Origin of the sequence: Burkholderia sp. KBS0801 (assembly GCF_005937855.2) — a bacterium.
GTDB classification, from domain to species: Bacteria; Pseudomonadota; Gammaproteobacteria; order Burkholderiales; family Burkholderiaceae; genus Burkholderia; species Burkholderia ambifaria.
Map to the genome: position 1 here is coordinate 1,838,223 of NZ_CP042178.1, position 12,364 is coordinate 1,850,586.

Below are 12,364 nucleotides of genomic sequence, written 5' to 3' on the forward strand. Positions count from 1 at the left end.
CCGTTTTTCCTCGCATCATCGTCTCCCGGAGATTCCATGAACGCCGCAGTCCCCCAAACCACCCTCGCCCTGCCCACCGCCAAGCTGCTGATCGACGGCGCGTTCGTCGATTCGCAAAGCGCCGAATGGGGCGACATCGTCAACCCCGCGACGCAGGAAGTGATCGGCCGCGTGCCGTACGCGACGCTCGACGAGGTCGATGCCGCGATCGCGTCCGCACAGCGCGCGTTCCAGACCTGGAAGACGACGCCGATCGGCGCGCGGCTGCGCATCATGCTGAAATTCCAGGACCTGGTGCGCCGCAACCTCGAACGGATCGCGCACACGCTGACGGCCGAGCAAGGCAAGACGCTGCCCGACGCGCAGGGCGACATCTTCCGCGGCCTCGAAGTGGTCGAGCACGCATGCTCGATCGGCACGCTGCAGCAAGGCGAGTTCGCGGAGAACGTCGCGGGCGGCGTCGACACCTACACGCTGCGCCAGCCGATCGGCGTGTGCGCGGGCATCACGCCGTTCAACTTCCCCGCGATGATCCCGCTGTGGATGTTCCCGATGGCGATCGTGTGCGGCAACACATTCGTGCTGAAGCCGTCCGAACAGGACCCGCTGTCGACGATGCAGCTCGTCGAACTCGCGATCGAGGCCGGCGTGCCGCAGGGCGTGCTGAATGTCGTGCACGGCGGCAAGACGGTGGTCGATCGTCTCTGCACGCACCCGGACATCAAGGCGATCTCGTTCGTCGGCTCGACGCGCGTCGGCACGCACGTGTACAACCTCGGCAGCCAGCACGGCAAGCGCGTGCAGTCGATGATGGGCGCGAAGAACCACGCGGTCGTGCTGCCCGATGCGCACCGCGAGCAGGCAATCAACGCGCTGGTCGGCGCGGGCTTCGGCGCGGCGGGCCAGCGCTGCATGGCAACCTCGGTCGTCGTGCTGGTCGGCCGCGCGCGCGACTGGCTGCCCGATCTGGCCGAAAAGGCGAAGGCGCTGAAGGTGAACGCGGGCGCCGAAGCCGGCACGGACGTCGGCCCGGTCGTGTCGAAGGCGGCGAAGGCGCGCATCCTGTCGCTGATCGACGCCGGCGTGAAGGAAGGCGCGACGCTGTTGCTCGACGGCCGCGACGTGAAGGTGCCCGGCTACGAGCAGGGCAACTTCGTCGGCCCGACGATCTTCTCGGGCGTGACGACCGACATGTCGATCTATCAGGAAGAAATCTTCGGGCCGGTGGTGGTCGTGCTCGAAGCCGACACGCTCGACGACGCGATCGCGCTCGTCAACGCGAACCCGATGGGCAACGGCGTCGGGCTGTTCACGCAGAGCGGCGCGGCCGCGCGCAAGTTCCAGAGCGAGATCGACGTCGGTCAGGTCGGCATCAACATCCCGATCCCGGTCCCGGTGCCCTACTTCAGCTTCACCGGCTCGCGCGGCTCGAAGCTCGGCGATCTCGGCCCGTACGGCAAGCAGGTCGTGCAGTTCTACACGCAGACGAAGACGGTCACCGCGCGCTGGTTCGACGACGACGCGACGGCCGGCGGCGTGAACACGACGATCGCGCTGCGCTGAGCAGGAGTCCGCACATGGAAATCGCATTCATCGGACTCGGCAACATGGGCGGCCCCATGGCCGCCAACCTGCTCAAGGCCGGCCACGCGCTGACGGTGTTCGACCTCGACGCGCACGCGGTCGACGCCGCGGTGCGCGCGGGCGCGACGGCGGCCGCGTCGCCGCGTGACGCGGCCGCACGCGCGTCGCTGGTCATCACGATGCTGCCGGCCGCGCAGCACGTGCGCGCGGTCTATGTCGGCGACGACGGCGTGCTGGCCGGCGCGCGCGCCGGCGCCACCTTCGTCGACTGCAGCACGATCGACCCGGACAGCGTACGCGCGGTGGCCGACGCAGCCGCGCAGCACGACTTTCCGCTGGCCGACGCACCGGTGTCGGGCGGCACCGGCGGCGCGCAGGCCGGCACGCTGACCTTCATGGTCGGCGCGCCGGCCGCGCTGTTCGAGCGCATCCGTCCGGTGCTGCTCGACATGGGGAAGAACGTCGTGCACTGCGGCGGCACGGGCACCGGGCAGATCGCGAAGATCTGCAACAACCTGCTGCTCGGGATCTCGATGATGGGCGTGTCGGAAGCTATGGCGCTCGGCGCCGCGCTGGGCATCGATCCGGCCGTGCTGGCCGGCATCATCAACACGTCGACCGGCCGCTGCTGGAGCTCGGATACGTACAACCCGTACCCGGGCGTAAACGACGCGGCGCCCGCCGCGCGCGGCTATGCCGGCGGCTTCGCCGCGAACCTGATGCTGAAGGATCTCGGGCTCGCGACCGAAGCCGCGCGCAGCGCACGGCAACCGGTGTGGATGGGCGCGCTCGCGCAGCAGCTTTATCAGTCGATGAGCCAGCAGGGGCTCGGCGCGCTCGACTTCTCCGCGTGCGTGAAGCTGTACGAGACAAAACCCGCGTAACGCGACCGACGGACGTGCGCCGGCCCGCGATGCCCGTCAACGGCATCGCGGGTCGTTTCACATCGGGAGCAGCACGGGCGGCGCGGCGCTTACCCGCGCGGGTTCGACGCGGTCTCGAAGGTCGGATGGCACTCGAACGCGAGTTCGGAGCGCGCGTCGACGCGGCGGCCGGCGGTCAGCTGCTCTTGCCGCAGGCTCGCGCGCATGCCGCGCTGCGTGCAGTAGTTGGTCGCTTCGCTGACCGCTTTTTCATGGGCGTCGGCCCACGTCGTCGACACGCCGAGCGTGCGGGTCGTCACGGTGAAGACATTCGGGTTCGACGTCGTGGTCACGTCGGAAGCGGTCGAACACGCGGCGAGCAAGCATGAAGCAGCCGCGATGGTCAACCATCGGAGGGATCGAAAAGGTACGGGAATGGGCATGGGGGGCAAGCGCACGTCGGTTCGACGGCATTGAGCAACATAGGCGACAGTATGCCTGCTCGATCGCCGGAGATCATGCCCTTTTCAGTGAACACATTGTTTCGAATGGTTAAACTATGTGCCGCTGGCGGCAAGTTTTACGGCCTGCGGAGGGTGTGGCGTTGGCCCGCGAGTCGCTTTTCCCGGTCGCCGCCGCGCGGGTTCGGGCCATGCCGCTCGCAGAGCGCGTTGCCGGCAAACGCCGCGCGCCAGCATCGCCACGTTACGCCACAGAGTTGCCGTTTTTTACAAGCACGGTGCCGCCCGCTCGCGCAATCACGCCCGGCATGCAACCGCACCCGCACGCCGGGCAACCGCCGCACAACAACCGCCCCACCGTCGCCACCGCGTTCCAAAACCGTGCAGGCACATCCCTTGCGACATCAAGGCGCCCGCCGCCCCGGCGGACGGCAATCCTTCCTCAACCGGCGCTGCGCCCCGGACGACTCTCGTCGTGCGGCGGCGTCGCATCGCAAGCAGATTCCCTGAACGAGAGGACGATAATGAAATCCATTCGAACGATAGTGGCCCTGTGCTCGGTCATTTCCGTACTCGCGGCATGCGGCGGCGGCGACGACGTCGGCACCGAACTCGGCATTTCCAAACCGCAGGCACGCTTCATCAACGCAGTGCCGGCCGGCCCGAATCTCGACTACTACCTGAACGCGAAAGTCGACGCGTCAGGCATCGCCTACAAGGGCGTGACCCGCTATCACGACATCGACTCCGGCACGCAGACCGCCAGCTACGACGTATCGGGAACGACCACGACCGTCGCGTCGCAGTCGTTCAGCGCGGCGAACGGTCACCACTACACGACCATTGCGTTGCCGAGCAAGTCGTCGGCGATCTCGCTGATCGACGACCCCTTCGACAAGAAGCTGCTGTCCGACAAGGCGCGCGTGCGTAGTTTCAATGCGTCGCCGAATGCCCAGAACGTCGACGTCTACGTGGTCCCTCCGGGCACCGACATCACGGGACAAAGCCCGACGCTGGCCGGTGCGGCCTACCAGAATGCGGTGCCGGCATCCGGACAGGATTCCGTCTATCTGAACGGCGGCACCTACCAGGTGATCGTCACGACGGCAGGCAGCAAGACGCCGATCCTGAAGACCCCGCCGGTCGCGCTGAACAACAACGCCGACTGGCTGCTGTTGACGATTCCAGCCGGCGGCATTGACGACGTGATACCGAACGACGTTCACGTGCTCGTCGCGCAAGGCAACGATGCGGACACGTCCGCGCAGGAACTCGGCCCGCAGTAAGGGCTCTCGGTAAGCTCGCGGCGGACCGCCTCCTGGCGGTCCGCCGAAGCAACGATCGCGACGTCAGCCGATCCGCTCGAAACGGATCACATGTTCGGCCCGCGCGCCGACGCCATGCTGGACCTCGACCTCGACGTCGCCGACATACCGGACGCGCCAGCCCGGCCGCGTCCCGATCAGCGGCACATTGCCGCCCGGCCGGCTCTCGATGCCGCCGAGCCCTTCATCGGGCGTCATGACGGCATCGTCGAGCGACGCATTCGAGTAGATCACGTTGTCGTGCCACTCGGTCGCGCCGGCGGCAGCCTCCAGGCCCTTGCCGTCCACGTCGACCGTGTTGTCGGTCATCGCCATGTTCGCGTTGTCGAGCGTGACGATCCGGCCGGCGGCGCGCCGCACGGGGTCGCCGCTGTCGACCGCATGCGCGTCGACGTCGATCGGCGGCAGGCCGGTCGGCATTTTCGCCGCGATCGTCTCCGGCGTCAGCGGCCGCTTCGCGACCTCCGCGGCCTGGGTCGACGCATCCGGCATGTCGCCGGCCGCCGGCGTCTTCACCGGGCTCTTCTCGATCTGTTCGCGCTGCTTTTCGGGGGTTGAATTCGATTCCGCGTTCTGCATCGCACCTCCTGTTCCGGACGGCGTGCACCGGCGTGCTACCGCCGGCGCCGGTCCGGGAATCACTACAACGGTCCTTGCAAATCTTTCACGCGCAGGGCGTCGCACGCGTGCGCCCTGCGACGCACGTGCCGAATCGGCACGTCACCACGGCAGGGCCGGGCGGCGCCCGCTGCCGCGTGTCAGCCGCCGCTCGCGCCGGCCGGCGCGGATGCCGCGCCCGGCATGCTCGCCGCGCCGCTGTCGACGCCGCTGCCGGCCGTGCCGCTGCTCGGCATGCCCGACGGCGCGGTGGACGGCGCCGGCGCCATGCCGCCCGTGGCGCTCGAACTCGCACCGGTGCCGGTGTCGGTCTCGCTCTTCTTCTGACAGCCCGCACCCGCCGCCAGGCCGGCGACCAGGATGCCGGCGAAGACGGCTCGCGATACGTAACGAATGGAATATCGCTGCATGACACCTCCGCTGATGTCGATTGAATGGAAGCCGGGGGCGCGCAATCCGCGTGCCGCGCGTCAGCGCCGACGCGCGTCGCGCCCCATTCATTTTCCAACTGGCGCTCAGCCGAATATTTAATTTCCCATCGTCGCGGCGCCCATCCATACTCGCCAGCAAATCCGAGACATAACGTCCACGGTGGCTGGGCCCGCGCTGCGTGCACACGCTGCCGGTTCGCGCCGCCGCACATGGAAGGAGACAACGCGTGCAACTGGAAGCCATCCACCGGCCCGGGATCGGGATCGGCGCGGACGCCGCCGCGTCCGAAGCGGATCGTCGGCTGGCCGGGCACCTTCGTCGAATGACGGGCCACGGGCGCGCGTAGCGACATGCGGGACGCACCGGAGCCGACCGGCCTGCCCGTCGACGCGTCCGACGCCACGGGCGCGCTCGACGTACTGGACGCGCGGCTGATGCGCATCCTGCTCGTGCTGCTCACCGAGCGCACCGTGTCGCGCGCGGCCGTGCGGCTGAACATGTCGCAGCCGGCGACGAGCGCCGCGCTCAAGCGGCTGCGCACGCTGCTCGGCGATCCGCTGCTGGTGCGCAGCCGCTACGGCATGGTGCCGACCGAGTTCGGCGCGCGGCTGATCGAGCCGCTGCGCAATGCGCTGCGCGTGATCGACTTCATCCGCATCCAGCAGCCGACCTTCGACGCGCGCACCTCCGTGCGCACCTACCGGATCGGCTGCCCCGATTACCTGAACGTGCTGTTCGTGCCGAAGCTCGTCGCGCTGTTCCGCGAACGCGCGCCGAACGCGCAGCTCGTGTTCCATCCGCTCGGCGACGGCTACGATGACGAACGTGCGCTCGCCGACGGCGAGCTCGACGTCGTGATCGACAATCGCCCTGCCCGTTCGTCGCGGTTCCGGCAGGACGACCTGTTCGACGATCGCGTCGTGTGCCTGATGCGCGCGACGCATCCGCTCGCGCGGCGCGGCGCGATGACGGCCGCCGAATTCGCGCAGGCGGCGCAGCTGTGCCCGACGCCGTCGTGGCTCGAAGCGTCCGGCGCGATCGATCTGCAGCTCGAACGCGTCGGCCTGCGGCGGCGGATCGTCGTCACGCTCCCGCATTTCGAACTCGCCGCGCATGCGCTCGTGCGCTCCGACCTGATCCTGACCACCACGTATCGGCTCGCGCGCCACTACGCGAAGCTGCTGCCGCTCCGCGCGGTCGCGCTGCCGGCCGAGCCGCCCGACATCGTGTACCGGATGACGTGGAACGAGTCGGGGCCGTGCGTCGACGGCGTGCGCTGGCTGCGCACTTTGATCGCGGAAGCGACGCGCAGCTGGCTCGACGCGGAAGCTGCGCTGCCGGATGTCACGGCGGTTGCCGCGAACGCGGACGCGCGAACGGCTGCGCCGGTGGCCGACGAACCGCCCGAACCCGCGCGACGCATCCGCCGGCGGCAAGCGACGCATTGCGGCACCTCGCAGCGGCAGCACCCCGCGCGCGCGGCGCGCATCCATCGGAGCGCGACGAAGTCGCACTGAGTCCCGCTGAAATCGCGCGCGCTGCGCCGGGGCGCGGTGTCGCACTTGCGGTGCGATCCCGAGCCGCACCGACAGCGATGCGATCGCCCCGAACGTCGACAGCAGGATCGTGCGCGACGTCACATTCGCTTCGCGTCCTTAGAAGTCGGCCGGCATCGGTTGCGCAAGCAACTTGTATGCAACGATGGCAACGATGAGCGCGAGCACACCGCTCACTGTCAACGCATCGGCGAACCCATTCGCGAACGCCGCGGGCGCCGCCTCCGCGAGCGTGCGCGCGGCCGACGCCGGCACGTGCGCGAGCGCCTGTGCGAGATCGCCGGCCAGCAGGCTCGACATGAACGGCACATCGACGAATGCCCGCACGCCCGGTGCGGCGGACAGCAGCCGGTCGAGTTGCGCGTGCGTACTGGCGGCCAGCACGGCGCCGAGCACGCCGACGGCCGTCACGATCGCCGAGAAGCGGGTGGTCGTGCTGATGCCCGACGCCATCCCGGTGCGGTTCGGCGGCACGCACGCCATGATCGCCTTCTGCGTGTCGCCGTTCATGATGCCGGCGCCGCAGCCCGTCACGAACATGCCAAGCGCAACGAGCCGGTAGTCGCCGCCGGCCGTCAGCGCCGCGGTCGCGAGATTGCCCGCGCCGATCAGTGCGAGCCCGCCCGCCAGCACGCCGCCGGGCGACACGCGCGCGGCAAGCATGCCGCCGAGCGACGGGCCGCCGATCATCGCGACCGCGAACGGCAGCATCCCGAGCCCCGCGTCGATCGCCGACATCCCGAACGCGTTCTGCAGGTACAGCGGCAGAAACGTCATCATCACCTGCGCGCACGCCGCATAGCCGAACATCGCGAGCACCGCGCCGACGAAGCGCGGCTGGCGGAACAGCGCGAGATCGATCATCGGCCGCGCCTGCCAGCGCTCCGCGCCGACGAACGCGGCCAGCAGCGCGGCGGCGAGCGCGAACCGGCCGAGCGTCGCGCCCGACAGCCAGCCGTGTGACGGCGCACCGATCAGCGCCGCGATCGCGCACGCGAGCGCCGCGCCGAACAGCAGGCTGCCGGCGGCGTCCACCCGTTTCGCGTGCGGATCGCGCGACTCGTCGATCGCGACGCGCGCACCGGCCGCGAGCAGCGCACACACCGGCAGGTTCAGCAGGAACACCCAGCGCCAGCCGATCCACTGCGTGATCGCGCCGCCGACGAGCGGCGCGACGGCCGTCGCGATCCCCATGCACATCCCCCAGATCGCCCACGCGCGGGCCCGTTCGCGCCCGTCCGGAAAGCGGTTCGCGATCACCGCGAGCGCGGCCGTCAGCAGCAGCGCGGCCCCGCCGCCCTTCGCCGCGCGCGCGGCGATCAGCCAGCCGGCCGACGGCGCGAGTCCGCAACCGAGCGACGCGAGCGAAAAGAGCGCGAGCCCCGCGCCGAGCATGCGCTTGCGCCCGAAGCGGTCCGCGAGCCCGCCGGCCGGCAGCAGGCACGCGGCGAACGCTGTCATGTAGGCGCTCACGACCCATTCGATGTCGGCGAAGCTCGCGTGGAAGCCGCGCGCGATGCTCGGCAGCGACACCGCGACGACGTTCGTGTCGAGCACGATCAGCGAGCACGTCGCCGATGCGACCGCGAGCGTCGCGGCGGCCGGCAGGCGCGGGTTCGCGGGCGCGGCGGCGCGCGAGGCGGGAGAAGGCTGGGACATCGACAGGTCCGGAGAGGGGAACGAGCCGTATGCTAGGCTGGGCGCGTATTGCCTGTCATTGATACGTCCATGCAGTTTTATTGACGAAAATTGCAATCATGAATCAGCTCGAATTCCGTCATGTGCGCGCGTTCCTGAGCGTCGCGCAGCATCTGCATTTCGCTCGCGCGGCCGACGCGCTCGACATGGCGCCGCCCGCGCTCACGCGGCAGATCCAGGAGGCCGAGCGACTGCTCGGCGTGCGGCTGTTCCAGCGCTCGCGCCGTGCGGTCACGCTGACGGCGGCAGGCGTTGCGTTTCTCGCCGAGGCGAGCGCCGCGTTCGAGCATCTGCAGCGCGGCCGCGAACTCGCGATGCTGGCCGAGCGCGGCGAACTCGGCCGTATCGAAATCGGCTATGTGTCGTCGGCTGTCTATTCGGGCGCGCTGCAGCGTACGGTCAGCGCGTTTCGCGCCGCGCATCCGCGCATCGAACTGAATCTCCGGGAAGTGCCGATGGACGACGTCGCGAAGCAGCTCGACACGGGCCGGCTCGATCTTGCATATGTGCGGCCGCCATTACCGCTGCCGGGCGCGCTGCGGATCGTCACGCTGCAGCGCGACGTGTTCGTCGCGGCCGTGCCGGCCGATTCACGCTACGCGTCGATGACCACCGTACGCGCCGCCGATCTCGCCGACGCATGCTTCGCGGTGCCCGAGCAGGAGCGCGGCACGCTCGAAGTCGCACGCCGCGGCCGCTTCGCGCCCGTGATCGCCGCGCGGCCGGGCGGCTTGCTCGCGGTGCTCGCGTGCGTGTCGGTCAACGGCTGGGTCGCCGTGATTCCGGACGCGCTCGCCGGCTGCGTGTCGTTGCCGGGCGTCGTGTACCGGCCGATCGCCGGCAAACCGATCACGTCCGAACTCGCGCTCGCGCACCGGCGCTTCGAGAAGGCGCCCGCGGTACGTGCGTTCCTGCGCACCGTCCCTGCGGCAGGCTAGCGCGTGATCTTCCCCCGCCGCCATTCCCCCTCGCACGAATAAGCATTGCGCGATTCGATGTTTGCCGGCGCGAAACCGATTCCGTAATCTGCCCGGCAGCCGCGCGGCACGCGCGCGGATCACCGAGGACCGCCATCGATGACTTCGCCCCCCACCCCTGCGCGCCGCCGCGCGTTGCTGCGTGTGGCCGCCCTGGCCGCCGCACCGCTTGCGGGCGCCGTCGCATTGCCCGCCCGCGCGGCGGCCCCCGACCTGTCGAACGTCACGCTGGTGCTCGGCGATCAGGCCGGCGGCCTGCGCGCGCTGGCCGAGGCCGCGCGCGTGCTCGACGGCGTGCCGTACCGGTTTCGCTGGGCGAATTTCCAGGGCGCCGCACCGCTGTTCGAAGCGCAGCGCGCGGGCGCGATCGATCTCGCGCCCGCCGGCGACCTGCCCGTGCTGACGGCCGCGCTCGGCGATCCGGCGCTGCGGATCGTCGCGACGCGCGTGGGCTCGCCCACGTCGCTCGGCATCGTCGTGCAGCCCGATTCGCCGGTGCGCACGGTCGCCGACCTGAAGGGGCGCACCGTCGTCGTGTCGTCGGCGCGCGGCAGCATCTCGCAATACCAGCTGTACGGCGCGCTGCGCGAACACGGCCTCGCACCGGGCGACGTCGACGTGCGCTTCGTGCTGCCGGTCGACGCGTTCGCCGCGTTCGAGGCGAAGCAGATCGGCATCTGGGCGACCTTCGATCCTTACTACGGCAACGTGGTGCGGCGCGGCGCGCGCATCGTGCGCGACGGCAGCGGGATCAATTCGGGGCTCGCGTTCCTCACGTCGCCGGTCGACACGCTCGACGATCGATCGAAGCGCGCGGCGCTGTCGGACGTGCTCGCGCGGCTCACCCGCGCCGGCCAGTGGGCGCTCGCGCATCCGGCCGACTACGCGACCGTCTACGCATCGCTCACGCGCCTGCCGCGCGATGCGGCCGCCGATATCGCCCGCCGGGCGGCGCTCGCGCAGCGCGGCGTCACCGCCGCGGACATCGACGTGCTGCAACGCGTCGCCGATCGCGCGGCCGCGGACGCGATCCTGCCGAAGCGCGTCGACGTCGCGTCGATCGCGGTGCGCAACCTGTCGACCGCGTAACCGGTTGCGCGCACACTCAGCGCGGCTTCGACATGTCGAGATCGGGCACGTCGTCGCCGAACGTCGACGCGACCAGCGTGCGCATCGCGGCGATCAGCAGCGTCGGCCCCGACTGATTGAACGTGCAGCGCTCGCCCGCCGCCGGCACCGCCCGATGCAGCACCGCGCGCCACGTGCCGTGCCCGCCGTCGCGTTCGAACGCGCCGAACGGCAAACGCTCGACGAGCGGGCCGCCGTCCACCCATGAAGACGACGGCGCGTACGACACCGGCGCGCCACCCGGCTCGCGAATGATCGTGCAGCCGCCGGCGTCGACGCGCGGCGCGCCGAGTTCTTCCGCCATCGCCACCCAGAAATCGAGCGGCGCACCTGTCAGATCGTGAACTTGCACCGCGCGCTCCTTCGGCATTGAAAACGCCATCCTAGCGCCGCCGCGCACGGTCCGCCGCAACGCGCCGCCCCGTGTTTGCGCGACAGGCCGTGCGCCACGCCGTGCAAATCCGTCGATACGTGTTACGAATCGGCGATTCCCTGCATACAATGGACACAACACCTATGTCCGGTCCGCGGTGGACAAGCAGGCCGGAACCGACGTCGCGCCGAACCGGCCACGCCCGTTCGGCGGAAAACAACCGGAATCACACGGTGCAGCGCAGGCCGGATCTCTCGGGAGCCCGCAGCATGTCCACGCAAGCCAGGAAGCCGCTGATCTCGCTCGTCGTGCCGTTTCATGACGAAGAGGAAACGATCGACGCGTTCTTTGCCGAAACGCTGCCCATTCTGGAGTCGGTCGCCGCGGTCCGCTTCGAGATCATCTGCATCAACGACGGCAGCCGCGATCGCTCGCTCGACCGGCTGCTCGCGATCGCCGCCGGCGACGCGCGCGTGCACGTCGTGGATCTCACGCGCCGCTTCGGCAAGGAAGCGGCGCTCACCGCGGGCCTCGACGAGGCGGCCGGCGCCGCGGTGATCCTGATCGACGCCGACCTGCAGGACCCGCCCGCGCTCATTCCCGCGATGATCGAACGCTGGCGCGGCGGCGCCGAGGTCGTCGCCGCGAAACGCACCGACCGGCTGTGCGATCCCTACCTGCAGCGCGCGGCGGCGGCGCTCTACTATCGCGTGCACAACGCGCTGTCCGAGGTGGAAATGCCGGAGAATGTCGGCGACTTCCGCCTGATGGATCGCGAGGTCGTCGATGCGCTGCGCGCGCTGCCGGAGCGGCGACGGTTCATGAAGGGGCTGTTTGCATGGGTCGGCTTTCGCACCGAGATCATCGATTACACGCGTGCGCCGCGCAGCGGCGGCCGCTCGAAGTTCTCCGGGTGGCGGCGCTGGAATTTCGCGCTCGAGGGGATCACGAGCTTCAGCACGGTGCCGCTGCGCGTGTGGACCTACGTCGGCATCACGTTCGCGATGCTCTCGCTCGTGTACGGCGCGTTCATCGTCGTACGCACGCTGTTGTTCGGCAATCCGGTGCACGGCTACCCGTCGCTGATTTCAGTCGTGCTGTTCGTCGGCGGCATCCAGCTGATCGGCATCGGCGTGATCGGCGAATACCTCGGCCGGATCTATCACGAGTCGAAGCAGCGCCCCGTCTATCTCGTCAGGCGGCGCTACCGGGCCGAGCGGGACGCCGCCGCGCAGCCCGCATCGAAGCTGCTGCAGTTCCCGCTCAAGCGTACGCATGCGGCCCGCCGCCGGACGACGATACCGGCCGCCGCCGGCCTCGCCGCCCGCAAGGCGTCGTTCAAGTAAGCC

General features: G+C 69.8%; 12 protein-coding genes. 7 read left to right on the forward strand and 5 right to left on the reverse strand.

Going from position 1 to position 12,364, the window contains the following annotated elements; genetic code table 11:
• Positions 1 to 36: 36 nt before the first annotated feature.
• Positions 37 to 1,563, forward strand: a complete 1,527-nt coding sequence (locus FFI87_RS25070) for a CoA-acylating methylmalonate-semialdehyde dehydrogenase (protein WP_138848636.1) — start codon at positions 37 to 39, stop codon at positions 1,561 to 1,563.
• 14 nt (positions 1,564 to 1,577) lie between these two features.
• A complete protein-coding gene (mmsB, locus tag FFI87_RS25075; protein ID WP_138848635.1) occupies positions 1,578 to 2,468 on the forward strand; it encodes a 3-hydroxyisobutyrate dehydrogenase in 891 nt (296 codons plus the stop codon).
• An 89-nt stretch (positions 2,469 to 2,557) separates the two neighbouring features.
• Here mmsB and FFI87_RS25080 read toward each other — a convergent pair whose 3' ends face one another.
• Complete coding sequence (locus FFI87_RS25080) at positions 2,558 to 2,890, reverse strand: hypothetical protein (protein WP_011658466.1); 333 nt, start codon at positions 2,888 to 2,890, stop codon at positions 2,558 to 2,560.
• A gap of 542 nt (positions 2,891 to 3,432) precedes the next feature.
• Between FFI87_RS25080 and FFI87_RS25085 the strand changes: the two genes are divergently transcribed.
• Positions 3,433 to 4,194 carry a DUF4397 domain-containing protein gene (locus FFI87_RS25085; protein ID WP_012365772.1) on the forward strand — a complete coding sequence of 254 codons (762 nt, stop codon included), beginning with the start codon at positions 3,433 to 3,435 and terminating at the stop codon, positions 4,192 to 4,194.
• A gap of 63 nt (positions 4,195 to 4,257) precedes the next feature.
• Here the strand turns inward: FFI87_RS25085 and FFI87_RS25090 are convergent, their stop codons facing one another.
• Both FFI87_RS25090 and FFI87_RS25095 read right to left on the reverse strand, forming a co-directional pair.
• Positions 4,258 to 4,812, reverse strand: a complete 555-nt coding sequence (locus tag FFI87_RS25090) for a DUF3005 domain-containing protein (RefSeq protein ID WP_138848634.1) — start codon at positions 4,810 to 4,812, stop codon at positions 4,258 to 4,260.
• A gap of 179 nt (positions 4,813 to 4,991) precedes the next feature.
• Positions 4,992 to 5,261 carry a hypothetical protein gene (locus tag FFI87_RS25095; RefSeq protein ID WP_138848633.1) on the reverse strand — a complete coding sequence of 90 codons (270 nt, stop codon included), beginning with the start codon at positions 5,259 to 5,261 and terminating at the stop codon, positions 4,992 to 4,994.
• A 372-nt stretch (positions 5,262 to 5,633) separates the two neighbouring features.
• On the opposite strand from FFI87_RS25095, the gene FFI87_RS25105 reads away from it, so the two are divergent.
• The gene (locus FFI87_RS25105; RefSeq protein ID WP_138848632.1) at positions 5,634 to 6,800 is read left to right on the forward strand and encodes a LysR family transcriptional regulator; all 1,167 of its coding nucleotides are present in this window, start codon (positions 5,634 to 5,636) and stop codon (positions 6,798 to 6,800) included.
• 138 nt (positions 6,801 to 6,938) lie between these two features.
• Here the strand turns inward: FFI87_RS25105 and FFI87_RS25110 are convergent, their stop codons facing one another.
• Positions 6,939 to 8,498, reverse strand: coding sequence for an MFS transporter (locus FFI87_RS25110; protein WP_138848631.1), 1,560 nt, complete (start codon positions 8,496 to 8,498; stop codon positions 6,939 to 6,941).
• A gap of 98 nt (positions 8,499 to 8,596) precedes the next feature.
• Here FFI87_RS25110 and FFI87_RS25115 point away from each other — a divergent pair, with 98 nt between their 5' ends.
• Positions 8,597 to 9,475, forward strand: coding sequence for a LysR family transcriptional regulator (locus tag FFI87_RS25115; RefSeq protein ID WP_138848630.1), 879 nt, complete (start codon positions 8,597 to 8,599; stop codon positions 9,473 to 9,475).
• A gap of 138 nt (positions 9,476 to 9,613) precedes the next feature.
• Complete coding sequence (locus FFI87_RS25120) at positions 9,614 to 10,603, forward strand: ABC transporter substrate-binding protein (protein ID WP_138848629.1); 990 nt, start codon at positions 9,614 to 9,616, stop codon at positions 10,601 to 10,603.
• A 16-nt stretch (positions 10,604 to 10,619) separates the two neighbouring features.
• Here the strand turns inward: FFI87_RS25120 and FFI87_RS25125 are convergent, their stop codons facing one another.
• The gene (locus tag FFI87_RS25125; protein ID WP_041490161.1) at positions 10,620 to 10,994 is read right to left on the reverse strand and encodes a phage protein NinX family protein; all 375 of its coding nucleotides are present in this window, start codon (positions 10,992 to 10,994) and stop codon (positions 10,620 to 10,622) included.
• 290 nt (positions 10,995 to 11,284) lie between these two features.
• On the opposite strand from FFI87_RS25125, the gene FFI87_RS25130 reads away from it, so the two are divergent.
• The gene (locus FFI87_RS25130) at positions 11,285 to 12,361 is read left to right on the forward strand and encodes a glycosyltransferase family 2 protein (protein WP_138848628.1); all 1,077 of its coding nucleotides are present in this window, start codon (positions 11,285 to 11,287) and stop codon (positions 12,359 to 12,361) included.
• The last annotated feature ends 3 nt before the right edge of the window (positions 12,362 to 12,364 follow it).